The organism is Luteolibacter luteus (assembly GCF_012913485.1).
Classification (GTDB): domain Bacteria; phylum Verrucomicrobiota; class Verrucomicrobiia; order Verrucomicrobiales; family Akkermansiaceae; genus Haloferula; species Haloferula lutea.
The window spans coordinates 6119464-6144261 of record NZ_CP051774.1; the positions used below are offsets into that span (position 1 = coordinate 6119464).

The 24798-nt window shown below is 62.7% G+C and carries 12 protein-coding genes; 3 read left to right on the top strand and 9 right to left on the bottom strand.

Annotated elements, in window-relative coordinates; genetic code table 11:
* Positions 1 to 69: 69 nt before the first annotated feature.
* The 5 genes from HHL09_RS25170 to HHL09_RS25190 all read right to left on the bottom strand — a co-directional run bounded on the left by HHL09_RS25170 (position 70) and on the right by HHL09_RS25190 (position 5748).
* Positions 70 to 1269, bottom strand: a complete 1200-nt coding sequence (locus HHL09_RS25170) for an FAD-dependent oxidoreductase (RefSeq protein WP_169457415.1) — start codon at positions 1267 to 1269, stop codon at positions 70 to 72.
* A gap of 71 nt (positions 1270 to 1340) precedes the next feature.
* A complete protein-coding gene (locus HHL09_RS25175) occupies positions 1341 to 1979 on the bottom strand; it encodes a response regulator transcription factor (RefSeq protein WP_169457416.1) in 639 nt (212 codons plus the stop codon).
* On the bottom strand, positions 1976 to 3655 hold the full coding sequence (locus HHL09_RS25180) for a PAS domain-containing sensor histidine kinase (protein ID WP_169457417.1): 1680 nt from the start codon (positions 3653 to 3655) through the stop codon (positions 1976 to 1978). Before HHL09_RS25180 ends, HHL09_RS25175 begins: the two co-directional genes overlap by 4 nt.
* 189 nt (positions 3656 to 3844) lie before the next feature.
* Positions 3845 to 4831, bottom strand: coding sequence for an ABC transporter permease (locus HHL09_RS25185; RefSeq protein ID WP_169457418.1), 987 nt, complete (start codon positions 4829 to 4831; stop codon positions 3845 to 3847).
* On the bottom strand, positions 4828 to 5748 hold the full coding sequence (locus HHL09_RS25190) for an ABC transporter ATP-binding protein (protein WP_169457419.1): 921 nt from the start codon (positions 5746 to 5748) through the stop codon (positions 4828 to 4830). The genes HHL09_RS25185 and HHL09_RS25190 overlap by 4 nt, the downstream gene beginning before the upstream one ends.
* Positions 5749 to 5953: 205 nt before the next feature.
* Here HHL09_RS25190 and HHL09_RS25195 point away from each other — a divergent pair, with 205 nt between their 5' ends.
* Positions 5954 to 6748: a glycerophosphodiester phosphodiesterase gene (locus HHL09_RS25195; protein WP_169457420.1), complete on the top strand. Its 795-nt coding sequence runs from the start codon at positions 5954 to 5956 to the stop codon at positions 6746 to 6748.
* Positions 6749 to 6821: 73 nt separating this feature from the next.
* On the opposite strand, the gene HHL09_RS25200 is transcribed toward HHL09_RS25195, so the two are convergent.
* The 3 genes from HHL09_RS25200 to HHL09_RS25210 are packed head-to-tail and all read right to left on the bottom strand — an operon-like array spanning position 6822 to position 13499.
* Positions 6822 to 7133, bottom strand: coding sequence for a hypothetical protein (locus tag HHL09_RS25200; RefSeq protein WP_169457421.1), 312 nt, complete (start codon positions 7131 to 7133; stop codon positions 6822 to 6824).
* 16 nt (positions 7134 to 7149) lie between these two features.
* On the bottom strand, positions 7150 to 7983 hold the full coding sequence (locus tag HHL09_RS25205) for a hypothetical protein (protein WP_169457422.1): 834 nt from the start codon (positions 7981 to 7983) through the stop codon (positions 7150 to 7152).
* The gene (locus HHL09_RS25210) at positions 7980 to 13499 is read right to left on the bottom strand and encodes a cadherin domain-containing protein (RefSeq protein WP_169457423.1); all 5520 of its coding nucleotides are present in this window, start codon (positions 13497 to 13499) and stop codon (positions 7980 to 7982) included. Before HHL09_RS25210 ends, HHL09_RS25205 begins: the two co-directional genes overlap by 4 nt.
* A gap of 233 nt (positions 13500 to 13732) precedes the next feature.
* Here HHL09_RS25210 and HHL09_RS25215 point away from each other — a divergent pair, with 233 nt between their 5' ends.
* Positions 13733 to 14851, top strand: coding sequence for a prenyltransferase/squalene oxidase repeat-containing protein (locus HHL09_RS25215; RefSeq protein WP_169457424.1), 1119 nt, complete (start codon positions 13733 to 13735; stop codon positions 14849 to 14851).
* 19 nt (positions 14852 to 14870) lie between these two features.
* Here HHL09_RS25215 and HHL09_RS25220 read toward each other — a convergent pair whose 3' ends face one another.
* A complete protein-coding gene (locus HHL09_RS25220; RefSeq protein WP_169457425.1) occupies positions 14871 to 23708 on the bottom strand; it encodes a Calx-beta domain-containing protein in 8838 nt (2945 codons plus the stop codon).
* A gap of 268 nt (positions 23709 to 23976) precedes the next feature.
* Here HHL09_RS25220 and HHL09_RS25225 point away from each other — a divergent pair, with 268 nt between their 5' ends.
* On the top strand, positions 23977 to 24789 hold the full coding sequence (locus HHL09_RS25225) for a laminin B domain-containing protein (RefSeq protein WP_169457426.1): 813 nt from the start codon (positions 23977 to 23979) through the stop codon (positions 24787 to 24789).
* Positions 24790 to 24798 lie beyond the last annotated feature (9 nt).

The following is a 24798-nucleotide window of genomic DNA, read 5'->3' on the forward strand; positions in this document are numbered from 1 at the left end:
CCCGGCAATCTTATCCCGCGGGCCCTGCGGGTTTTCACCGGAAATTCATGGAGCTTGCCGTGGCTGGTGCTACTTCTTCGCCAGGAATTCCTGTTGGTTCTTCCGCAGTTGTTCGAAGACCGCACGCTGGCCCTCCAGCACCCACTTCTTCACGCTGTCTTCCGGGGTGAGATCCCATTGGTTCCGGTTGAAAGTGCCGCCCAGCACCACACCGTCGGCACGCGGGAACATGTAGAACGGACCGCTGATCAGATTGTAGTTCACCTGCGGCTGCGGCATCAGGATGCTCAGCTGGCCCTTGATGGGGATCAGCTCCTGATCATTGAAAAGCTCCCTCGCACCGAGTCCAGTACAGTTGAAGATCACCTGCTCCGGCAAGCGCAGCACCTCCTCCGCATTTGCAAAGCGCCGGATGTCGATAGCGGCTCCTGCTCCCTGCACTTCGCCTAACAAGGCGGGAAGGTAAACCGAAGGCTCGATCATCATCGTGTAGAAGCGCCGCGCATGCGTCGAAGGGAAGATGTGTTCCCCGGGGCCGAAGTCCTTGAAGCCGACCTGCATGTCATGCAGCACCCCGCCGGGGCCATCGATCCAATTGCTCCCTTGCGCGCGATCGCCCAGATAGTAGTTCGGGATCCAGCGCACGCCCCAGCGCACGCCCCAGCGCGGACTCACCAGACGCTGGAAGTAGCGGAAGGAAAAATGAGCCGCCTCGATGTACTGCGCCTCAAACTCGGGCGTGCGTCCGCTGCTGTCGAAAACAGAGACCGGCCAGCATTGGGCACCCGCCACGTTGGAAGTCGTCTCCGGCGGCAGTTGATCCGTATAGAGTGTCACCTTCGCGCCGCGCAGTTGCAGCAGCCGCGCCGTGCTCAAGCCCATCACCCCTCCACCGATTACCGCGCAGGATACTCCGGACACGCTCTCCACCTGCCGGGTCGCAAGATGGGAGCTACCCCAGGAAAGCGTCATGCCCCCGCCACCATGGCCGTAGTTGTGCACCAGGATTTTCCCGTCCCGCTCCTCCCGGCGCACCATGAAGCCGGCGGGCCGGAAAGGCCGCAGCCCGGTGATCGTGCGGATCTCGAAAGCAGGATCGATATCGACCGGCACCAGCCCGAGACCCTCGGGGTCCTTCACAGGTGGCGGAGCCGGAGCCGGGACCACTGCGGGTTCACCGGAAGCCGCGGATGGGTCCGGCTGTCGGCGACACCCGGGCGTTGCGGCCAAGCCACAGAGAAAGACGGAAAGCGATCGACGGCGATTCATGCCGGAAGCTACTACGCCGCTCTCCGGGCCGTCGATTCATCGAATGCTACAAATGCCCCGTGAAATTTCTGTTAGACGGTTTCCTCGGCCACCGATGCCAAGCTGTCGGCGATATGTACCAGCTCCGCGATCGATCGTGCTCCCATCTTTTCCATGACCCGGGCGCGATGAGCTTTCACGGTCCGCTCTGCGGAACCGACCTCCGCCGCGATCTGCTTGTTTGGCTGTCCCTCCACCACCCGGCGATACACCTCCAGTTCGCAGGGCGTCAGGGAGGCCAGACGATCCGCCATGGCCCGGCGATTCTCGTCACGGCTCCAGCGTTCCTGATCCAGAGCCAAGGCGGAATCGACCGCGGATAGCAGCGTGTCCCGCAGCACCGGCTTGGTCAGGAAATCGACGGCCCCGGCCTTGATCGCACGCACGCTCATCGGGATGTCCCCGTGGCCGGTGAGAAAGATCACGGGCACCGATTCCGCCTGGCGGTTCAGGCCTGCCTGAAGTTCGAAACCGCTTGGGCCCGGCATCCGGACATCCAGCACGATACAGCCGCGCAGCGGCCCCTCGCGAGCGAGCAGGAATTCCGCCGCGGAGCCGAAGGACTTTACGCGATGGCCTGCGGATTTCAGCATCCGGGTGACGGCGGTTCGCAGTGGTTCATCGTCATCCACGACATAGACCGACTGTTCCAGGTGTTCAGCGGTTTTCATGGCTTGTTGGGAGAGACCGGTCCCTCATGGACCGGCAGGATGAGCCGGAAGGTGGCACCACCCGCGGCATTGTTCTCTGCCGTGAGTCGTCCGCCGTGCGACTCGGCGATCGATCGTGCAAGGGCCAAGCCGAGGCCCATCCCTTGAGTTTTGGTAGTGAAAAACGAATCGAAAATCCTGTCGAGTTTTTCCGGCGCGATTCCGTGCCCGTTGTCCGTCACGCTGGCCTCCAGTTCGCCGCCCGGCAGCCGGGCTGAGCGCAGTTGCACCCGGCGGCTGGCAGGTGCCACCCCACGCACGGCGTCCATGGCATTCAGGATCAGATTTAGCATGACCTGCTCGACCTGGGTGGAATCGCAGGAAACCGGGGGCAAGTTCATCTCGAAATCAGTGACAAGCGTGACACCCCTCGTCATCGAGTCGTGGGCCACCAGGCGCATCACATCGGTCAGGATCTCGTTCAGAAATTTCGGCGCCATGGTGAATTCCCGTCTCCCGACCAAGCTCCGCACGCGCTTGATCACCTCGCTCGCCCGGAGGTCGTCCCGTCGGATATCCCCCAGAATCAGGCGCAGTTCCTCGATCGGAGGGTTTTCTCCGGCGAGCAGGAATTCCGCGGTCTCCGCATTTCCAAGGATCGCGCCAAGCGGCTGGTTGATCTCATGGGCGATCGAGGCGGTGAGTTCTCCCAGCATCGCGAGCCGCATTGCCTGCACCACGCCTTGCCGGGCATCTTCCAGCTCCTTGTGTCCGGTGACGTCCTTGCTCATCACCACGAAACAAGGCTCGCCCGCCAGGGAGATCAGCTCGCAGGACATGCTCGCCCAGCGCGTTTCGCCGCCAGGCGTGATCACCGGCTGTTCAAAGCCATTCAGGGGCTGGCCCGAGGCAAGGAAGGATTGGAAGCGCTCCTCCGCATCCTTGCTACCCACCAGCCCGAGTTCGACCGGGCTGGCTCCGATCGCCCGCGCGCGGTCGATCTCGAAAAACCTTTCCCAGCTCGGGTTTACTTCCACGAAGCGTCCGTCCGATTGGCGGATGATCGCAATCGCGATCGGGCAACCCCGGAAAATCCCTGCGAAGCGCTCCTCCGATTGCCGCAGTGCTTCCTGGGTTCTCTCCCGCTCCGAAACATCACGCCCGATGCCCTGTAGTTCCTCGAGTTCTCCCCGTTCGTTGAGCACCGGGTGATCCTCCCACTCCATCCAGCCCACGCCGCCGTCAGCCCGGATCACCGGATGAGAATTCACGATCGGCTTCCGCTGTTCGACAATCCGGCGAACCGTTTCCCTCACATCGTTGTGAAGGGTCTCCGGGATCAGCTCAAGGAAGCAGGTTCCGATCAATTCTTCGCGCGTCCTCCCAAAAAACCGGCAGTAGGCCTCGTTGACGAAGGTCAGCACCATGTCCGTCCGATAGCGGCAGACCATCTCCGTCTGGCTCTCCAAAACCATGCGGTAGCGCTCCTCACTCACGCGGAGCTGCCTTTCGGCCCGCTGGCGCCGTTGCGAGGCAATCAGCAGGCAGAAAATCAATGCGGACTGAATGAGCACCGCGGCCACGATGCCCGCCATCACCTGCGGATGCTCCTTCCAGACCTCCGCCATCCTTCCGCCCGCCATCGCCGGCAGCCAGTCCAAGATGCCCCCGTCGGCCCGGGAAATCGGCATCATCATCCCCGGGATCACGACGCGCAAATCCCCTGCGACCCGGGTTTTCTTCTCCAGCCGGGTCGAGGTCGGGCCATGTGGGACGGTGTGTCGGAGTCTTCGGCGATCTGAAGGCTTTTCTAACACTTATCTAAGTATCGGCGCAAAACTCCGCGGTGAGCAAGCTCCGATCTCATATACCCGTCCCCTCGCCTTTCAGAAATCGCGGCGGCAGAACATCCATGCCGCAATTCCCAGGATGAAGACCTCGAAGCCCAGCGAGCTGCCGATCACCAGCCAGGATGGATTCCGCTTCAGGTCCTCCTCCGCATGCTCGCTGAGGCCTTCGCCCATCGAGCCCTTGCGGGCTGCCTTGATCGTCGCATCGTCGAGTGCCTTGCCATCCGGCATGACCATCCAGCGTTCGATCAGCGCCGTGGTCTCGGCTGTCTTGGGCAGCAGCAGATAGGGCAGCCGCGCGATATCGTGAGCTGTCTTCCACTTTTGCTGCTCGGCTTGTTCCATCTTGCCGAGCGTGAAGGGATTTTCTCCCCGCACTCCGATCGAGTGGGTCATTTGCTCGCCCAGTTGTGCCAGGAAGCAGGTGAACCAGAATAGGATCGTCAGCAGGACCGCTGCCATCACCGATCGCGTCCTGATTCCGATCAGCACGGTGACCGCATAGAGGTACGAGAACACCAGTAGCAGGATCGGCACCGACCACAGGACGGACGGCATCCAGTGGCCGATCCGCAGCTTGATCGCGAAAAACACGATCACCGCGAACAGGGTTGCCTGGATCCCCATGAACAGGAGCGCCCCTACATACTTGTAAAGGAAAAGCCTGAGACGGGATAGGGGTTTTGACAAGGCGACCCCCGCGGATCCCTCGGCCATGAATTCCGGGAAAATCGGCGCACAGGAGATGAGCGCGATCACGATGGCGATCCACGACAGCCACCAGCCGACAATGAACTTGGTGTAGATGCCAAGATAGACGAGTTCCGCACCTTCCGATCCCTTCTTGACCATGTCGCTCTCGAAGCTCCAGGCGCCGAACATCACGGTCATCCCTTTCTCGTCGAACCCGATCGAGAGGTAAACCACCGCCGCGATCACGGAGATCACCAGCGAGATCCAGAACAACGCGCGTGCCTTCAACAAGCGGAAGGAATCTCCCAATACCGCGAGAAACGCTCTCATGCCGCCTCCTTTCCTTGTCCTTGGACTGCTTGCAGGAAGATCTCCTCAAGGGAATAGCGGGCTTCCTTGATCTCCCGGATGGTGGCACCTGCGGCTCGCAGCGCATCGATCACCGGTTGGATGGCTCCGGCATCATCCGCATCCAGCGAGAGGCAGTCTCCGGCCACGCCGATGCCATGGCTCAAGAGTTTTTCACGCAGCTCCAGCGGAACGGGTCCCTGAGTGCGGATCTCGTAGCGGCGGCCTCTCTTGGTGAGCTGCTCGACAGGACCGGACTCAATCACGCGGCCCCGCACCAGGATCGCTACCTGATCGGCTACTTGCTCCACTTCCTGCAGCAGATGACTGTTCAAGAAAACGGTGCGGCCTTCTTCACGCATCCCTTCGATCATCTTGCGGATCTCGATGCGTCCCTCGGGGTCCACTCCATCCGTCGGCTCATCGAGGAAAACGATCTCCGGCTCATTCACCAGCGCCTGCGCCAGCCCGATGCGTTGGCGCATGCCTTTAGAATAAGTGCCCAGCTTCTTGTCCGCCCAGCCGCCCATGCCCACCAGTTCGAGCAGCGCGGGGATCCGCCGCTTTCCCTCGACGGCAGGGATCCCGGCCAGCCCGGCGGAATACGCGATCACCTCGCGGCCGGTGAGATATTCGGGGAAACGGGCATGCTCGGGCAGGTAGCCGGTTTTCCCGAGCGTCTTCCGGTGCCCGATCGCCTCGCCCAGCATGCTGCCCCGGCACTCGGTAGGGCGCACGATGGTAAGCAGGGATTTCACCAGCGTGCTCTTGCCCGCGCCGTTCGGGCCTAACAGGCCAAAGACGGAACCGCGCGGGACATGGAGCGAAACACCGGCCAGCGCCTCGAAGCTGCCGTAGCGCTTGCGCAGATATTCGATTTCGACCGCAGGACTTGTCATGGAAGGAGGTAGCCGCCAGTCCAGCGGGAGACATGTCTCCTGCCAAGTGGGAAACTATCGCGGGATTGGAGCCTCGGGGCCTGCCGTCTCCGCCGCAGTTTGAAACCCGCCCCTCGCAAACTGACATTTCCGTGACAAGCCCGGGCTCGCAGGAACGTTCCCAAGGCGCGTGAGGTGGTTTCTTGCTTCACGCAATTTTCCTGCCATGAGAATCCTGTTCGCTGTTTTCGCTTCCACCACTGTGGCCACCCTTTCCGCTGCTGATCTTCCGAAGCTTGTCGCCCACCGCGGCGCATCCCATGCCGCTCCGGAGAATACCCTCTCCGCCTTCAAGCTCGCCTGGCAGGAAGGCGCCGACGGCATCGAGGGCGACTTCCACCTGAGCTCCGATGGCAAGGTGGTCTGCATCCACGACTTCGATACCAAGCGCGTGGCCGGCGAGAAACTGGTGATCGCCCAGACTTCCTGGGAACAGCTTTCCAAGCTCGATGTCGGCTCCTGGAAGGATGCCCGCTACAAGGGTGAGCCGATCCCGCTGCTGACCGATGTCCTCGACGTCCTGCCTGCGGGCAAGAAGTTCTTCCTTGAGATCAAGGCCGGTGTCGAAATCGTCGAGCCGATCCGCAAGATCCTCGAAGAAAAGAAGGCCGATCCCGCACAGGTGACGATCATCTCCTTCAATGACGATGTGATCCGCGAGTGCCGCGAGAAGATGCCGCAGTTCCCGGCCCACTGGATTTCCGACCTCAAGGAGATCAACAAGGAGGGCAAGGAAAGCTACTACCTTGAGCGCTTCGAGGCGACCAAGGGCCAAGGTCTCCAATTCCAAGCCACCTCGCCGGTCACGGCCCAGTGGCTTGCCCCGCTCAAGGAGAAGCACATCCCGCTCACTTCCTGGACCGTCGATGACCCGGAGATCGCCCGCAAGATGATCAGCTACGGCGTGAGCAATATCACCACCAATCGCCCGGGACCTCTCCGCGCGGAACTCTCGAAGTAATTTCCGCGCCCCGCGGCATGCCACTTCTTTTCCCGTGTGGACCGGGATGCTCCACACGGGATGGGATCCCCTGCTACCTCAGGACGCCCCACACCATCAGTCCCACCAGTGCGATTGCCGTCACCCACCAATACCACGCGATCCCGATCCGCTTGTGCGGCTTGATCCCGAACTCCCGGGCGACATAGGCATCGTAGTCGAAATCCTCATCGGGCAGATCGATCCCGTCATGGACGGAGCCACTTTTCCACCCCGGCTTCCCGCTGGATGCTGCGGCACGCCGGCGCTTCCGCCGCTTTGAGGGAGGGTTGCAGTGCGGACACCCGCGAGATCCGACAAGGACTTCCTTGTCGCATCCCGGACAGAGATAGGTATCCGCGCTCACAAGGGACAAGATGCACTCAAGGCGGGGGCTGGGCCAGCAGGTTCTCGGTTTTCCTGCGAATTTCCACATCCCGGAATTGCGACAAAATCTGCTCCTTTTTCTCCTCAGGCTCGTTCCGGAGCATGGAGGCCAGTTCGGCCAATGCGGCCATCTGCACCCCCTTCTCCGGCCTGGCCTCGATCCATGTAGCGGCAGCCAGAGGTTCACGCGCCAGCCAGCGCGAGATCACCTCGTGAAGGCCCGCTTTCCGCGCGGCACCCTCGGGAAGTCCGGCAACCCATTCAGCCGCCTGCTCCGGGGCTACCTGCACCCAGCGTTGTGATACCAAGACCAGCGCCCGGTCATGGGGCTTCCCCTCCGGCATCTCCGCCATGACCAATGCGGCACCGCGCTCGGGATCCCTCGCGGCGATCACCACCGCGATGCTGCCAAAGGCCTCGGTGCGTTCGGCGGACTGCTCCAGGCCTTGGGCCCATGCGATCGCCTTTTCCGGATCCTCATCGGCCAGCCGCATCGCGAAGTGCGCTACCAGCTTGCGGCTCGCCTCGCTATCCGGCTCCAGCTGCTCGAATGCCTCGCGGGCCACGTCGGGGTCCACATCGATCGCATCCCAAGCAAGCTTCTCCAAGGCCTGCTGCCTCGATGCCCCGTCGGGATCCTTCAAGGCTGCGTCCAGTTCGCCGCGCAGCTCTGCCTTGGCATCGGGCACAGGATCATCGTGCTCCCTTTCGACAGGTCGCGTCGCGCGGGCAGCCTTCAGCTCCGGGGTGGATCTGCTCTCCTGCTTCTCCCGTTCGCCACAAGAGCAGGAAAGGACGGCAAGCAGGGAGAGAAGGCAGCGGGCGATCAAGGAGCGATGCTCACGTTGCTGAAGTGAGCCTGATGGAGCAAGCTCTGGCTTCCGCTCGCCACCGCAAGGCCAAAGTAACAGGTCTCCGGGAAATCCGCGGTCAGGCTGCCGATCGGTGTCCACGCTTCACCATCCATGCTCTTGTAGGCGGTGATCACGCTTCCGTTGCGCGTGAGCCGCACCCAGGCATTCGGGAAGGCCGCACTGCCGCTCGAGTTCGTGGAGGTGTTCCCGTTGAAGCCCGTGCGGCGGATCCAGCGGAAGCCGCCTTCCTCCGTCACGCCCAGGAAAACATGCCGTGAGTTCGAAGCTAGCGTATCGCGGATCATCACACCCGCCCGCGAGAGGCTCCCGCTGGCCGAGACCGACGCCACCCGCGCGGTAATGCTGCCGTTTCCGCCAAGCGGCTGCCACACGAACTGGAAGCTATCCGAACGCCCCGCCAATTCGCCCGCGCCGCTCACGTCGAACTCGCCATTCCCATGAACGCTGGATCCCGTGACCTCGCCGCTTCCGATCTGGCTGTCACTCCACGGCAGAGGCAGGTCCGGTCCCGTCACATCGATCAGAAGCCCGGCCTCGGCATACGCACCCGCGGCATCGCTCACACGGATGACGAAAACCTGCAATCCCGCACTGCCCGCAGGAGGCGTGCCCGATAGCGATCCGTCGGAGGCCACTTCCAGCCACTCCGGTCCTTCGATCTTGGAAAAACTCAGGGTATCGCCCAGATCCTCATCCATCGCTTCTCCGTCGAGCGTCGTGCCCTCATAGGGCAGCTCTTCTTCCCCGGCGGATCGCTGCACCGGATTGTGAAGGAAGAGCGGAGCGTCGTTCACATTCACGACCTCGATCACCAGCGTGGCCTCGGCGGAAAGCCCCGCCGCATCCGTCACGCGAACCCTCGCGAGATTCGTCCCGACTTGGGAACCCGGTGGTTTCCCCTGCAGGCTGCCGTCGTTGGCGATACCCAGCCAGGGAGGTCCGGAGACCAGTTCGAAGCTCAGGGATTCGCCCGGATCGGGATCCACCACGTGGTTGGCAAGCGCCACCGCGTATTCCTCGTCCTCCGCCGCTTCGGGGAGTGCCAGAATCGGTGCCAGGAAAACCGGCGGGTCATTCACGTTCACCACCACGATCCAAAGCAATGCTTCGCCAAAAGCCCCGGACTTGTCCGTCGCCCGCACCACCACCTCGCTGATTCCGACATCCCCCTTGCCAGGGACACCCGTTACCGTGCCATCCGCCGCGATGCTCACCCATTCCGGGCCGGATATCTTCGAATAGCTCAGCTCATCCCCCGCGTCGGCGTCCGATGCGGCACCGGAGAGCATCTGCATATAGGTCACATCCTGCGTCGCATCGCCCAGAGCGAGCGACGGACTCATGAAGACCGGCGCATCATTCACATTCGCGACCTCCACCGTGAGAGCCAGCTCGTCGTAGAGCCCCTCATGATCGGTCACGCGGATGACGACGACATGGGTGCCTACATCCTCATTCGCCGGCACGCCATGCATCGCACCGCTTGGCTCGATGACCAGCCATGAAGGCCCCGACTCCTTGCTGAAGACGAGTACGTCCCCGGCATCAGGATCGTAAGCAGACCATTGGCCTTCCAAGGCTTCGTCTTGCATCACCGCAGCCGATTCGCTTTCCACCGCGAAGGCAGGCGCGCGATTGCCGCTCAGGATCGTCACCGTGACGTCCAGGCTCGCGCTCTTGAAAGGATAGCCTCCCCCCAGTCCGCGATCCTGCACGGAGATCCGCAGCTGATGAGCGCCGATTAAAAGCGGAAGCGGATCTACGATGCTCAAGGTCCCGCTCGCCGGATCGATGGCAAAGGCTCCGGCCTCATTCCCGGAGGAGATGCGGTAAATCAGCGCCTCGTTCTCCGGATCCTTGGCCAAGCCTTCGCTGACCACCATGCCGGCCATCAGCGACTCCCGCAGGATCTCGAAGCTCGCGGAAGCGGCATCGAATGCAGGTGCCTGATTGATATCAAAGGGACGAAGATGGGTCCCGGGAATCACGGTGATCGTAGGAAAGCCCGGGCCGGTCCACGCGACCTGCACGTGCCCGTCGCCCGTGCCATTCTTCTGCAACGCGCCGATGTAGTAGTCTTTACCCGCTTCGAGATAGATCGGCTCGGATTGCTGGCCGGGATACTTTGTCCACTCGCCGGGATCGCTCCAGCCGTTGATTCCTGCAATCGTCGCGCCGGAACTCTCGCTCGCATCCGGACTAAGCACCAGGGAGCTCGAGTCGTTCGACGAGAGGTAGAAGGTATAGTAGCCGCTGGTTTCCGGCGTCAGAAGCGCTTGGATCCGCGAGCCATAATCCTGGCCGGGATTATCCAAGCTTTCGAGGGATGGGAGCAAGCGGGTCGATGTCGGGAAATAGGGATAGCGCTCGTTTTGGAGCAACTCTTCCACGGAATCCCCCGGCACCTCGTTCCAGATCTGCTGCACCAGTCCCCGGTCCGGCATGGAGCCCTCCGGCAGCACATTGATGGTCACCTGGCCGGAGCCGGAAAGCGGCGGTGAGCCACTGTCAGTCACCTGCAGCGTCAGCGTGTAAGAAGGCACCACATCCGCATCCATCACGCCTCCGGCCGCCACCCGGATCATCCCGCTCGCAGGATCGATGCTGAAGACCTCACCGGCATTTCCCGCCGTGATGGTGAAGTTCCCATGAGTATCTCCGGGATTCGTGTCCAATGCCGACACCGTTCCGACGTTCTGGCCAGCAAAGGCAGTCTCCTCGATGGTGAGGATCGCCCCCTGCACCTGCGGCGGATAGTTCCGCTGGTAGGGCACCAGATACTTCCCGCCCAGCAATTGCTTCGGGATGCCGGGCCCGGAAAACGCCACCGCCACGTGATCCGTGCCGGTGCTCTCCTTGTGAAGCGCCTCGATGGAGTAGGCCTGTCCCGCGATCAGCGTGACCGGGGAGGATTGGTAGGGACTGCTATCTCCCCAGTGATAATGCTCCGTGCCGCCAATGACGGAGGCGATCTGCGAGGCCCCGCTTTGTTCATTGCTCGCGTCGAACCAAAGCTGGCTGGATCCGTCGGAGGAAATCCAGAACAGGTAGCTCCCGGACACCGGCGGGATGAAATAGCCGCGCACCGTGCTGCCATAGTTGTCGCCATGCTCCAGCCCATCGAAGGCGGTCAGGAATTCCTCGCTATCCGGATAGTCCGGATACTTCGTCGTGGCATTGATCAGGCCTGCCACGGAGCTACCCGGGATCCCTTCGAAGTAAGTCCGGATCACTCCGCCCGGCAGGAGTCCTGAAGGAATGTCGATGATCGTGATCCCGAGTGTTGCCGTGTCGCTGGCCCCGCCCACATCCGTCACCCGGAGGGTCAGCGTGTGCTGCACCGCGCCATCGATCTCACCGAGCCCTGCTGCTGATGCCGCGATCACCCCGCTACCCGGATCGATCGTGAAAAGCCCGGACTCATTTCCGGAGATGATCTCGAAAGCAAGCTGGTCGAAGCGGTCCACATCGGTGGAAAGCATCGTGAACAAAGCCGTGCCCGGCCGTGTTCTTTCAAGCAGGGTCACGGTGGCATCCTCCATCACCGGCGCTTCGTTCGCGTCGCTGATGCTCACCACCACGCGGATGGTCTCGCTCAATGATGCATTCGCCGCGTCGGTGATCGACACCAGTAGTTCGAAGGTCGCGGGATCGTCCCAGCGACTGGAGAGACGCTCGTAGTCGAGCCCTGAGGGATCGATCACCCGGATCTCGCCGGTGGCGGGATCGATCGAGAAGATCGCGTCCTCATTGCCCGAGAGGATCGCCCAGGACAAGGCAGCGGTCCCGTGGTCATTCCGTGGCGCTACCGTTCCCACCGTGAAATCCAGGGCGGGATTTTCCGCCACCGTGAAGCGCTCCGGTTTCACGCCGCCTTCCACCGTGCCGCTGATGAAGTAGGTCCCCAGCGAGCCATAGTCCGAGTAACCGTCCTCCAAGGGGTTGCCTTTCCCCGTGCCGCTCACCTCCACCACGTACTCTCCGGCGGGCAAGACCGTGGCAATGGTCGCGCCAAGCTCCTCCTGCGGATTCACGGTCATCAGGTAGTCGCCCGTCGTGGCGTCCACCAGTTCGGCCATCACGTCCAGATTGGGATTGGCCGCCACCGGCTTGACCTGGATCTCGACTGCGCCGCCGCTGGTCTTGAAGCGGTAGCAATCGACATCGGAAGTGCATTCGATGATCCCCTCGTTCGCCACGCTGTTGTCCGGCAGGATCTCCAGATACGACGAGCTTTCAAAGTCATCCCCGGTATCGTCCGCCCGGTAGTTGACGCTGTTGTTGCTGGTGATCAGCGCCAGATCGTCCTGGGTACGGCTGGCTCCGGCATACTCGCCCTTCGACCACTGGGTCAGGTTCTCGTAATAACCCGCTCCCATGATCGGCGCCCAGCCGGTCTCGCCACTACCATGCCCATAGTAGTAATCTTCCGGCGGGAGGATCCGGCCGTCGTGGCTGAGTCCCAGCGCGTGGCCGAGTTCATGGGAAATCACCTCCGCCGCCACCTTGCCGCTGCTGTAGAAGGCCCAGCACACCGTGCTCGTGCTCCAATTGTAGGATCCCACGTAAGCCACACCACCGGCGTCCGGCGAGGCCGCGATCGTCGGCGTGATCACCACGTGCTGGCGATGCCCGGCAGCTGCATGGTCGAAAACCTTGCGATCCGTCGTGACGTTCAGGTTGAAGCCCTGGAAGTCCTCGCAGACCATCTTCCAAACCTCGTGCACCTGCGCGTTGCTCACGCCGGGTGCCTCCGCGTCAAATTCACCCCAGCCCGGGAAGGGCCCCGCTTCACCATCGAAGTCCAGATAGATCACTCCTTCCGCCCCCGGCAGGCTCTCCAGCGGCACGATCGTTTGATAGTGCGGGATCGGGATGTCGATCGGATGAGCCTCCGGCGCTTGCTCGATGCCTGCTTGCTCTGGGAGGGCGATCCGGTAGTTGGCGCAGATCACCCCATCAAGCGGAGTTTGCACCAGCGCTGCTGCGCCCCCTGGACCCGCGGGTTCCACCTTCCATGACTCGCCGCTACCATCGAAGATCATGTTCCCCGCCAACTTCCCCGCGACGCCTTGCATCGTCTGGCGCTGGAAATAGAAGCGGCCGCGCTCCGGCGCATCGAAGCGGCCTTGGACAAAGAGCACTCCGTCCTCGTCCCGGCGCATCAGCGTGACCTTGCCCGCATGATCGCGGCCATCGGGAAGGCGGATATGGAAACTCTCGCCCTCCACCGCGCGATCCAGGAAATCCTCCTGCAAGGGCATCGACAGGCGCTCCGCCTTATCCTTCCCGACCAGTTGCCGGACACTCGTCAAATCCGGCCGGACCTCTGTTAGAGCGGTCCTTGTCATTGTGCCGTCAGGAGTCCCGCTCGGAGACACGACCGCACTCGACCTCGTTTCCTTATGAAGGAAGAGGCCCAAAGTGGCGAGGAGCGGGAGGGTCGCCAGAATCGAGGCTGTCCGATTCATCAGGGGCTAGATCAGCCGGAGTTGATCTATCAGCCGATGATGCGAATGACACCTTTGTTTGCAAGCCGGTATTTGACTCAAGGCTATTTAAGTCAGAGATTTACGATGAACTTCGTTCATTTCGTGAATAAGGCGTGAAGTTACTGTGACTTGCGCCGGTTCGCATGTCCCCTATGCCGGCTATGGGTAAATTCCCTAAGAAGACGTAGGGCCAAGCCGTTATTCCATGAGCCATGAAACAAGGATCACCTTCTGTCTTACAACTTCCGCTCATCGCGATAGCCGTTGTTTCAATGGCGGCTATCGATAACGTGAAGGCCGCCGGTCTCGAAGACTCCACTCGCGCCAAGGCCTTGGAAAGTATCGGCAGCGGGCTGAAGTTCCTCGCGGATGCCCAGAAGGATCCGGGCTACTGGTCCACGCCCGACATGCCGGGCCTCAGCGGGCTGATCGTCCAGTCCTTCCTCGTCGCCCCCGAGTTCTCGCGTCCGGCAGGTGATGCCGTGGACAAGGGGCTGGATTTCATCCGCTCCGCCGCCAAGCCGGATGGAGGGATCTATAACAAGGGCATGGCGAACTATAACACCTCGATCGCGCTTGCGACGCTCCTCCGCGCCGACAAACCGGGCGATGAGGTCATCATCGACAAGGCGCGGAACTTCCTCGTCGGGGCGCAGAAGAAGGACGCGGAGAAGCCCGCGAATGACGGCGGCTTCGGCTACGAACCGGGCGGTAACCGTAGCCGCCCCGATCTCGACAACACGGTCTTCGCCGTCGAAGCGCTGGCGATGTACCGCGACAAGCATCAAGGCGAAGAGCCCATCGGCCAACCGGATCTCGATTGGCAGGCGGCGATCGATTTTGTCAGCCGCTGCCAGAACCTCAAGGCAACCAACCCTGCTGAATGGGCGAGCGACGAACCGGCGGAGAAAGGTGGCTTCACCTACACTCCGGAGGGAGGAAACGGCGGCACCCACAGCTACGGCACCATGTCCTACTCGGGACTGCTCAGCCTCATTCATGCGAAGGTAAAGGCTGACGATCCGCGTGTGAAAGCCGCTGTCGATTGGCTCTCGCGTCGCTACACCGTGGAGGAGAATCCGGGCCTCGGTGACCAGGGCCTCTACTATTACTACTTCGTCATGGCAAAGACCCTCCATGCCTCCGGCGTCCCGCAGCTCGAAGCCGATGGCAAGAAGATCGACTGGCGCGAGGACCTCGCCCGCAAGCTGATCTCGCTTCAGAAGAAAGACGGATCGTGGGCCAACGAGAATGGCCGTTGGATGGAACAGGATCCCGTGCTCGTCACCGGCTACACCGTGACAGCCCTGGCGATCCTTTGCGGGAAGTGATTCGCGAGGGCGATGTCCCTCACGGCGAAATCTGCACGTTGCTGAACTGCGAGGTATTCAGGATCTCTTCCCCACCGCTCGCCACCGCCAAGCCGAAGTAACATGTCGCCGGGAAGTCCGCCGTCAGGCTGCCCACCTGTGTCCATGCAGTGCCGTTTACACTCTTGTAAGCGGTGATCACGTTCCCGCTGCGGACCAGACGCACCCAGGCATTGGGCAGCGTGGCCGTGCCGCTCGGCGACGATGACGTGTTCCCGTTGAAGCCTGTTCGACGCACCCAGCGGTAAGCTCCATCGCCCGTGAGTCCCATGAAGACATGGCGCGAATTCGTCGCCAGCGTGTCGCGGATCATCACGCCTACCCGCGAATTCATGCCGGTGTTCTCCAGCGAGCTGATCCGCGCGATGATCTCCCCGTTTCCGCTGACCGGTTGCCAGGCGAAGTTCATCGCGTCATTCCGTCCTGTCAACGTGCCCGCTCCCGTGACCGTGAAGACCCCCGCTCCATAGCTGGCAGAGCCCTCCGTAGTCCCGCCACCGATGCCGTCCGTTGTCCATGGCAAGGGCAGTTCATCTCCTGCGACCTCGATGGCCAGCGTGGCCTCGTCCCAAAGGCCCGCGGTGTCGGTCACCCTTACGGTGAAGCTATTCGTCCCGGTGCTTCCTGCCGGGGGACTGCCGGAGAGGGTTCCGTTCGCCGCCACCAGCAGCCACTCGGGACCGCCCGTCTTCGAATACGTGATCGCATCCCCGGCATCGGCATCTGCCGCGGTTTCCGCGATGCTTTGGCCGGTGTAAGCCTGTTCCTCGGTCGCGCTTGCCCGCTGGATCGGATCCACGGTGAAGACGGGAGCGTCATTCACATTGATCACCGTCACCAGAAGCGTGGTCTCATCGTAGGCTCCTGCAGCATCGGTCACGCGCAGGCTGAAGCTATTGGTTCCCACGTCCCCGTTTGCAGGCGTGCCAGTGATGGCGCCATCCGCGGCCACGTTCAGCCATGCGGGTCCTTCATGTTTGGAATAGGTGATCGTATCATCTGCATCCACGTCGCCCGCCGCTCCTGCTAGGTTGGCGTTGTAGGCCGTATCCTCGGTCGCGTTCGTGCCATGGATGGGATCCGCGGTGAAGACCGGCGCGTCATTCACGTTTGTCACCATGATCACCAAGCTGGCTTCATCATAGGCTCCGCTGCCATCGCTCGCCCGGATGGTGAAGGTGTTCGTCCCGACGTCGCCGTTTCCGGGCGTTCCGCCCAGCGTGCCATTGGCTGCCACGCTCAACCAGTCCGGGCCGGACTGCTTGGAATACGAGATGGTATCCCCCGCATCATCGTCGGACGCCACGCCTGCGATGCTTCCGCTGTAGGCGGCATCTTCGGTCGCATCCGCGCCGTGGACCGGATCGCTCGCGATCACCGGTGCGTCGTTCACGTTCGCGACCACGATGGTGAAGCTTGCCTCTTCCCAAAGCCCGCCCGCATCGGTCACCCGCACCGTGAAGTTGTTTAATCCCACATGCGCGTTCAAGGGCGTGCCGCTCAATGCTCCGTTGGCCGCCACGTTCAGCCAGGCCGGCCCGCCTTGCTTGGTGAAGCTTAGCGCGTCGCCAGCATCCGGGTCGGTCGCGTCCGTCGCGATGCTGCCGCTGTAGGCACTATCCTCCGTGGCACCTGCCTTCGTGAAGGGATTCGTGGTGAAAGCAGGCGTGCGGTTCGGCACCAGTGCGTCGTGCAGCGAGTCGATCTCCGCGGAGCTCAATGCCCGCTCGTAGATCCGCACGTCGTCGATCGATCCGTCGAAGTGTTTGTTGTTATCGCGATGGTCGTAGCCGACCGCTACCGCGCGTGGGAGCAATGGCTGGATCGCACCGCTGCCGGAGGCTGCTTCCACTCCATCGAGGAAGATCCTACCTGCGGTTCCGCTGCGGATAGCCGCCACATGGTGCCATTGGCCGTCGTTCAGCGTGGCCGTGGTGGTCAGGTCGAATTGATGCTGGTCGTTGTTGTAGACGAAGAAATTCACCGTGCCGTTGGCATTCACGTTGAGCACGTATTCGCCTTGGTGCCCGCTCGCACCCGGCTCGCGCTGTTGGATCACCGTGCCCAGCGGCGAGCCCGGATCCACCTTCACCCAGGCCGCCAGGGAGAAATCCCCGCTCCCGGTTACAGCGGCGGAGGTCCCCACCAGTAATCCGTCGTCGCTGCCATCGAAATCGAGCGCATTGCCTGAAAGTCCGCCGACCCAGCTGGCACCGCTCACCGTTCCATCCTGGAGACGCCCCGTGCTGTCGTCGGCATTCGTTCCGCTGCCGTCATCCAGCTTCCACCAGGCGCGGAGGTTCGCATAGCTGGCAGGCGGCTGGGAGGCATTGGAATCGGGGTCGCTGCCCAGCAAGGTTTCCAAGCCGGTCGGGAAACCGTCGCCGTCCGGATCTGCCGAGGGATCGGTATTTTCCACGGTGATGGAGGCCGGCGAGGAACTCACCGCACCGCCGCTGTAGTTCACCCTTGCCGTCAGCGCGTGGGTCCCTGCCACCGCCCCAGTCCAGGTCACCGAGTAGGGCGCGGAGCTATCGCTATCGATCAAGGTGGCACCACGGAAGAACTGCACCGAGGTGATGGCCTGGGAGCCTCCTGCCAGATCCGCGCTGATGGTGATATTGGATCCCGCTTGGAAGGTCGCTGCCGCCAGCGGCGAGCTGATGTTCACCGTCGGCACCGCGGGCGGAGCACCGAAATCCGCTGCCGCCACGAAGGGGAAAAGCACGCCCGCCGGGAGATCCTGCCGTGCGATCTGCGGCCCCGACCAAGCCACCGCGAGGTGATCGCCACCCCCGCCTTCGCGTTGCTGGGCTTCCAGCCAGTAGACCTTCCCTGCCTGCAATTGGATCGCGGCCGACTTCTGGGATCCCTGCGCATCCCAAGCCTTGAAATTCGTGTAGCCGTCCACCCATGCGATCTCTTCCTTGCTCGCCGAACTGGCATCCGTTCCTAAGTAGAGGCGGCAGTCATCATCGCCCGCCACCCAGAACGTGTATTCACCCGTGGCGGTCGGCTTCAACAGGCCGGTAAGACGGCGCGAATAGGTGTCTGCCACATTCTGGCCGGTGACGAAGTTTGCCAGCGTGCCCGTGAAGTTGGGAGCACCGCTCCAGTTCTCGTTCCAGAAGGCATCCTCGCCGGCCCAGCGGCGTTCGACCACCTTGTTCGCCGGTGGATTGCAAACCACGTTCACCACGCCATCACCGGATGCACCGAGGTTGTCGGTCGCACGCACCACCAGTTGGACCGCTCCGGGGTTCGGCAGAGAGGCTGGCACGGCCAGGGTTACCTGGCCCGTGGCATTGATCGCAAAGATCCCGTTGGTGTTTCCCGCAACAATGGACCAACTGGCAATGCTTCGTCCCGGAGCAGGAGTCGCCGTGGCCGTGCCCACGATGGTGCCGGTCATCGATGAGGACGATGCGGAAGCGAAAACCGTATCCACCGCCGGTGCCGCGGCATCCAGCAGCATGATCGTGTGCGTGGTGGGACTCTGCAAGGCCGCGCCGGTCGCGCCGGTGATCGTGACCACCACCGCTTCCGGATTCTCGGCAAGGCCATCCGCCAGGATCGTGAATGGCAGCAGCTTCACCTGCTCTCCGGATGCGAAGTTCAGCGTGCCGGGAGACAACTGATAGTCGCTGCCCGCTGTCGCGGTACCGCTCACGCTGTAGGTCACGCTCGCTCCGCTGGCGCCTGCCGGCCGATCCAGCACGGCCATCAGCATTGGCTCGGTGCCATCGCCTTCACGGCGCGTGGAGTTCGCCATCAGGAAGCGCACGCTGCGGGGCGCCACATCGGAGACAAAGGTGATCGGAGTGCGGCTGAAGCCCGGGCCCGACCATGCGACCGAGGCGTGGTCCCCGCCCCCGCCCTCCTGGTGTTGCACCTCCATGTAGTAGGACTGTCCGGCCACCAGATTGATCAGGGCCGATTGCTGTGAGCCGTTCGCATCCCAGTTCTGGAAGTCGGTATAGGTGCTGAGGTTCGCGATCTGCACCTTGTTCGCCGCACTCGAGGTCGTGCTCAGGTAGAGCCGCGAAGCATCGTCGGAGGCGATCCAGAAACGGTACTGCCCGGTGGCCGGTGCCACGATCTGTCCGGTCAGGCGGCGCGAGTAGTTATCCGCCACGTCGAGCGCGGTGGTGAAAGATGTGAGAAGGCCGGTGTAGTTCGGCGTGACCGAGTTGAAGGTGTTGTTCGTGTAGACCGCGCCGTTGTTCCAGCGCTCCTCCGTCACCAGGGTCGGTGTCGGCCCGTCGAAGATCAGCACCGAGTTCTTGTTCAGGCCGCTGGTCAGGCCGGCCTGGTAAGCCGCGCGCAGTTCGATCACCGCGGTCTCCGCTTGCTCGGCCACGCCGTCGTTCTTCACACGGATACGGATGTTCTGTGTGGTCGTGCCGGGAGCGAAGGTGAGCGTGCCACCGGGAATGATCGCATTTCCCGCGCCAGCATCGACAAAGGCCCAATCGACATCATCGCCCGCGGCACTGCTGCCGGCACCGGCCACGTAGTCCACTGTCACGGTGTTCGCGGAGCTGGCGGAAAGCACCACCGGGATGTCGCGGAATTCGCCGTTGGCACCCGGTTGTTCACTGGTCGGCGTGGTGCTGTTCTGGAAGCCGACCGTCAGCGGCATCGTCTCGTTATCCGCGATCTCCAGTATCGCCGAGTCCGGGCGATCCACGCCATAGGTGGCACCTGGCACGATGCTCAGGGTCACCTTCTCGGTGCCTTCCGCGAGCGAGTCATTTACCGGCGTGAAGGTCACCACCGCGCCCAGCGAGCCATCCGGAATCTCGACCGATCCGGAGAGCCCGGTGTAGTCGACCCCGTTGGTCGCGGTGCCGCCGAGCAGGTAGTTCACTGTCAGTGCGCCGCTCGTGCCCGTGCGGGAGATATAGAACTTCCCGGAGCTGCCTCCTTCGGCGGCGCTGGAGTTGTAAGCCGATACCGCAACCCGCTCGCCACCGCTGTCATTGTCGCGGATTGCGGCTTCAGCCGTGCCGTCGTTGTAGACGCGGTAAGCAGCACCCGGCGTGATCTTCAACTTCACCGTCTCGGTCGGTTCGGGCAAGCTGTCGTTGAGCACCGTGAGATTCACGGTTACCTCGTTCGTGCCATTCGCCGGGATCGAAACCGTGCCCGGGAGCGCCGTGTAATCCGAGCCCCGGGTGGCCGTGCCGCTCACCGTGTAGTTCACGGTGATATTGCCAGCGGTCGAGCCGATCGCGCGGAAGATGAAGGTCCCCGCGGATCCACCTTCCGTGCCCGTGGCTCCGGCCCGCACCGAGACCAGCGGCGTATCGGAATTGTCCGCGATGTTCAGCGTCGCCTGGTACTTCGTGCCGATGCTGTAGGAGTTGTTGAAGGTCGTGACGGCAAGGGTCACATCCTCGGTCGGTTCACCCAGGTCGTCGTTGTAAGGAGTGATCACCACCGGTGCGCTCGTGGCACCCGCAGGGATCGTGGTCTCGCCCGTGAGCGGCGCATAGTCGGTGCCGTGGAAAGCACTGCCGGAAAGGCCATAGTAAACCTTCAGCGGTGCCGCGGTGCTGCCCGTGCGAGTAAGGAGGAACATTCCGGCGTCCGGCCCGGCTTCAGAGGCGCTCGCGTCCGCCACGCTCACCGTCACCACCGGCGTGTCGTCATCGCTCAGCGTCACCGTGGCGCTGGTCGCTGCCGAGTCCCGCAGATATGCGGCGCTGTTGTTGATGGTCGCGATGATCTCCTCGGGCCCCTCGATCAAGCTGTCGTTGAGCGGGCTCACGTTCACCACCTTGGTAATCTCTCCGGCGGAGAATGAGACGCTTGTCGGCAGCGTGGTGCAGTCGCTGCCGTTGGTCGCAGTGCCGCTCCACGCCACGGAAAGGCTCAAGGGCCCCGTGGTGCTGCCCGTGCGATAAAACGTGAACTGCCCCTGCTCGGCAGGAAACTCCTTCGCGTAAGGCGTCGTCGCCCTTACCGAAACCATCGGCAGGCTGGTGTCGTTGTCCCCGATGGTCATTACCATCGAGTTCATCGACTGGGAGAGATAGCTCCCGTTCGATGCCAGTTGCAGCGTGATCGTTTCCGGCCCTTCGGCGGAGCTGTCATTCACGGCGGCCACGGTCACCGTCAGCGAGGACTGGCCCGCAGGAATGGTGAAGCTGCGATAAGATCCATCCGTGGCATGGTCGGGAGAGAAGGTGTAGTCCGTGGTCTTCGTCGCCGTCCCGCCTACGGGGGAAACGCGCACTGTCAGCGCATTGGTGACGTCACCGGTCCGGGTCAGCGCGAAGCTGCCATTCGCACCGCCTTCCACGGGATCGGCGATCTTTGCCAGCGTGACGAAGTTCGAATTTCCTGCCGTCCAATTGGCAGTGTTCGTTCCCGCCACCACGTTCAGCGGATTGGTGAAGGATGGACTGAAGGTGAAGCCGTTCAGCGTGGCGGTCAGCGTCTTGGATCCGGTGGTGAGCCCGGACAGCGCGTAGTTTCCGCTGCTGTCGGTCATGGCATACTTGCTGCCATCGCTGACGCGCACATCCTTCAGCGGCTGACCGTTCCAGGTAATGTTCCCCGTGACGGTCTGGCGGCCGTGGCTACCCACATTGATCACGACATGGCGCCGCGCCGTGCCACCCTTCATGTCGGAAACGGTCAGCATCGCCGTGATTTGCGAAGCCGCTGCGAAGGTCTTCGTGATCACGGCCGCATTGTCCGCCGTGCTCCCATCGTCGAATTCCCAGCGATACGCCAAGGCGTCGCCGTCCGCATCCGCAGCCGTCGCGGTAAAAGTCACCGTGCCTCCCGCCGCGATCGTCGTCGCGCTCGCTGCCAGGCTCAAGGTCGGCGCCTGATTGCCCGGGAAAGGCCCGCGGAAATACGCGATGTCCAGGGAAGAAGGCGTGGTGTCGTTCTTCGAGATCACCGTGAAGTGCTGGTCAGACTCCGGATCGGAATACGTCCGGCCGATCTGGATGCCGCCATCGTTCTTCCCACCGGAGCTGCCCGGCGTGGTGTCCAGCAGGTGCCCGGCGTTGCTGCCCATGCCGCTGTAAATTACCAGTGCCTGATCCTGAACCTTCGCCGGATGATATTCGATGTTGTAGCCGCGGATGCTGTCCTTCGCCACGCTCAGGGCATAGCGCTTGCCCTCCTCAAGCTGCGGCTGGTCATAGGCATAGAGGCGGAAGACGCCATTCCCCTTGGGCAGGTGGACGTAGCTATCCGGCAGCCATCCCAGCGCCCGCTTGCTGATCGTGTTGTAGTGCGCACCGTAGCCACCGCCGCCGCCCATTACGTCGAAAGAGTTTCCGTATTCCTGGTTCTGGCCATTGCCGTAGGGCGTCCCGTCATCGGTCTGCCAGTAGTTCGCATGGCTGCGGCCCAGCGAGTGGCCGCACTCGTGGTTGATCACGTCCATGCCGCCCCATCCCAGCCACACGCTGTCGCCGCCGCCCCATGAGGCTCCCGATCGCAGCCCTCCATTCACACGCACGATGATGCAATTGTACTGGCTCGGGTCGTATCCCAGCTTCCGCGCTTCGGCACGCGCCTGCGATTGCATCGTGCCGAGGCCGTCCACCTCGCTATCCTTCGCGATGTACCATGCCAGCGTCTGCGGCAGCACGATCAGCGGCGTGACCGTGGCCGTGGTGGTCATCTTTCCATACGAGCTCTCCAGGTAGTAGCGCGTTGTATTCCGCATGTCCGCGATCGCCTGGTCCTCCGTATTCGGCGGAGCCATCTGGTCCGGATAGGTCGCGCGGATGTAGAGGCAGCGGAAATTCCCGATCGCCCGCGATGAGGTGCCGGGAAACGCATCCATGAAAAACGCCGGACCACCCGGGCCGCTGGCCTGCACCAGCGTGCGATACTGCTCGTCCACCACCGTGACGTGCGAGCCATTGCAAAGCGTGATCACCCGCTCGCCTACCTCGATCGTCGGCGTCTCTTCCGTGACCGGCTCATCGGAAGCCACCGCCTCCGTGGTCTCTCCGGATACCGGGCAGGTCTCTTCCACCACTGTCCCCGCTGGAATCCTCTCGCCGCTCTCAAGCTGCCGCACCGGACTCTCCGCCACGGCGAACTCTCGATCCATCGCCACGCCACGCAGCGGAATGTCCTTCTTCGACATCACCGGCAGCATCCCGCCGAAGACCCGCGCCTTGTAATCGACATAGCCGTCCTCATTCGCCGGATCGTCCGATGCCACGTGGAAATAGCGCAGCGTCAGCCCGTCCTCCGGCATCTCCGTGCCTTCCTCCGGCCGGCCCATGTAAACATTGTAGTCGCCCGTCGCCGATACCGGCTTCTCAAGCTCCGCCACGATCTCCTCTGGCAGGTCCTGCCGGATCACCCGCGGCACCGCTTCCTCCAGTGCCGTCTGCGGAGCCTTCGCGATCAGCGCCTTGAATTCCGGCCGGCGTGCGGCAGCCAGTCGGATGCCCTCTTGCTTGATCGCCTCACGCGTTTCCGGGGAAGCCTCTTTCCACTCCTTCGTCCAGTTCTTGAAAGCCGCGATCTTCCCGAAGTCCGGCTCTGGAATCGTCTCGCCCACCCATTGCCCGAAGCCCGCAGACTTCTCCACGGCTTCCGTCCCGACAGGCTTCGCTGCCACCTCATCCGCAGTTGCAACAGGCGCGGAATCCCCGGCTCCGGCGCTCAGGCCCGCGGCCTCGCCCTCCGCCCTCTCATGCCGGACATTACGGACCGCCGATTTCGCATCTGTAGCGGCGGCGCGCTCCTCCTTCCTCGGCCACAGCCCCAAGACTGTAATCGAGAGCAGCAGGCAGGTACAGAGCGCGAGGAGACGTCTGGTCAGGGACATGGGCTTGGAAGCAAACAGCTTGGGAAAAATGGCACCGGATCGAATTTCCAGCGCCGAAAACTGACGGGTTCATCGGTTTTCAATGCGGTTATTATCAGGCTCCGCGAAATGCTCAAGAAAAGTCATACAACCCCGAGAACTTCCACTGCCCGGCTCGGAGACCTCCCATCCCCTACCCGGATAATGCCTAGCCGCTCGCCTCGCCTTTCCCTCGCCCCATCCGTGGCAGACTGCTAGAAGCCCCATCGAAATCTCATCCCTTCCCCCAATGATGATCCCGATTCCCCGCAGGCCTTTCCCCCTCCTTTTTGCCCTCCCGCTCTCCCTCGCCATCGCTCACGCGGGCGTCGGAAGCTTCTTCGATACCGACTCCTCCGGCTGGACCGCCGCAGGTGATGCTGCCGCGGGCGTCGAATATCTCCCCACTGGCGGCAATCCAGGCGGCTGCGTCCGTGTGAAGGACGATGCCGTCGGCGGCGTCTGGTACTTCATCGCCGGGTCCCAATACCTCGGCAACCACGCCGATACCTACGGCCAGATGCTCCGCTTCGATCTCCGCCAGGTCATCGTAGGCGGAGCGAATCAATTCGCCTCGGAAGACGTGATCCTGGAAAGCGGGGCCGTCCGCTTGGTCTACGACCTGCCCACCAAGCCCCCGACCAATGGCGCTTGGGCAAACTTCTCGATTCAGCTCTCCGAGGCAGCCGCATGGAAGGTCGGCTCCCTCGCAGGCCCGCAAGCTACCCAAGCCCAGATCCAAGCGGTGCTCGCCAATGTCACCGGCTTCCGCATCCGTGGCGAATACCAGACCGGCGAGGATACCGGCTACCTCGACAACGTCATCTTGGGCTCACCCGTCACTCCTGGCGATGCCACCCTGCAGATCAGTTTCCAGCCCGTGCTCCGCCTCCAGGGGACCATCGGCTCGGTCTATCGCATCGACTACAGCACCAGCATGGCACCGGACACCTGGCAGGAGCTGACCACGGTCCGCCTCACCACTTCCCCCTATGATGTCGTCGACCCCGTGCCGACCAGCGTCCAGAGCCGTTTTTACCGCGCCGTGCTCCTGCCGCCCTGAGATACCTCC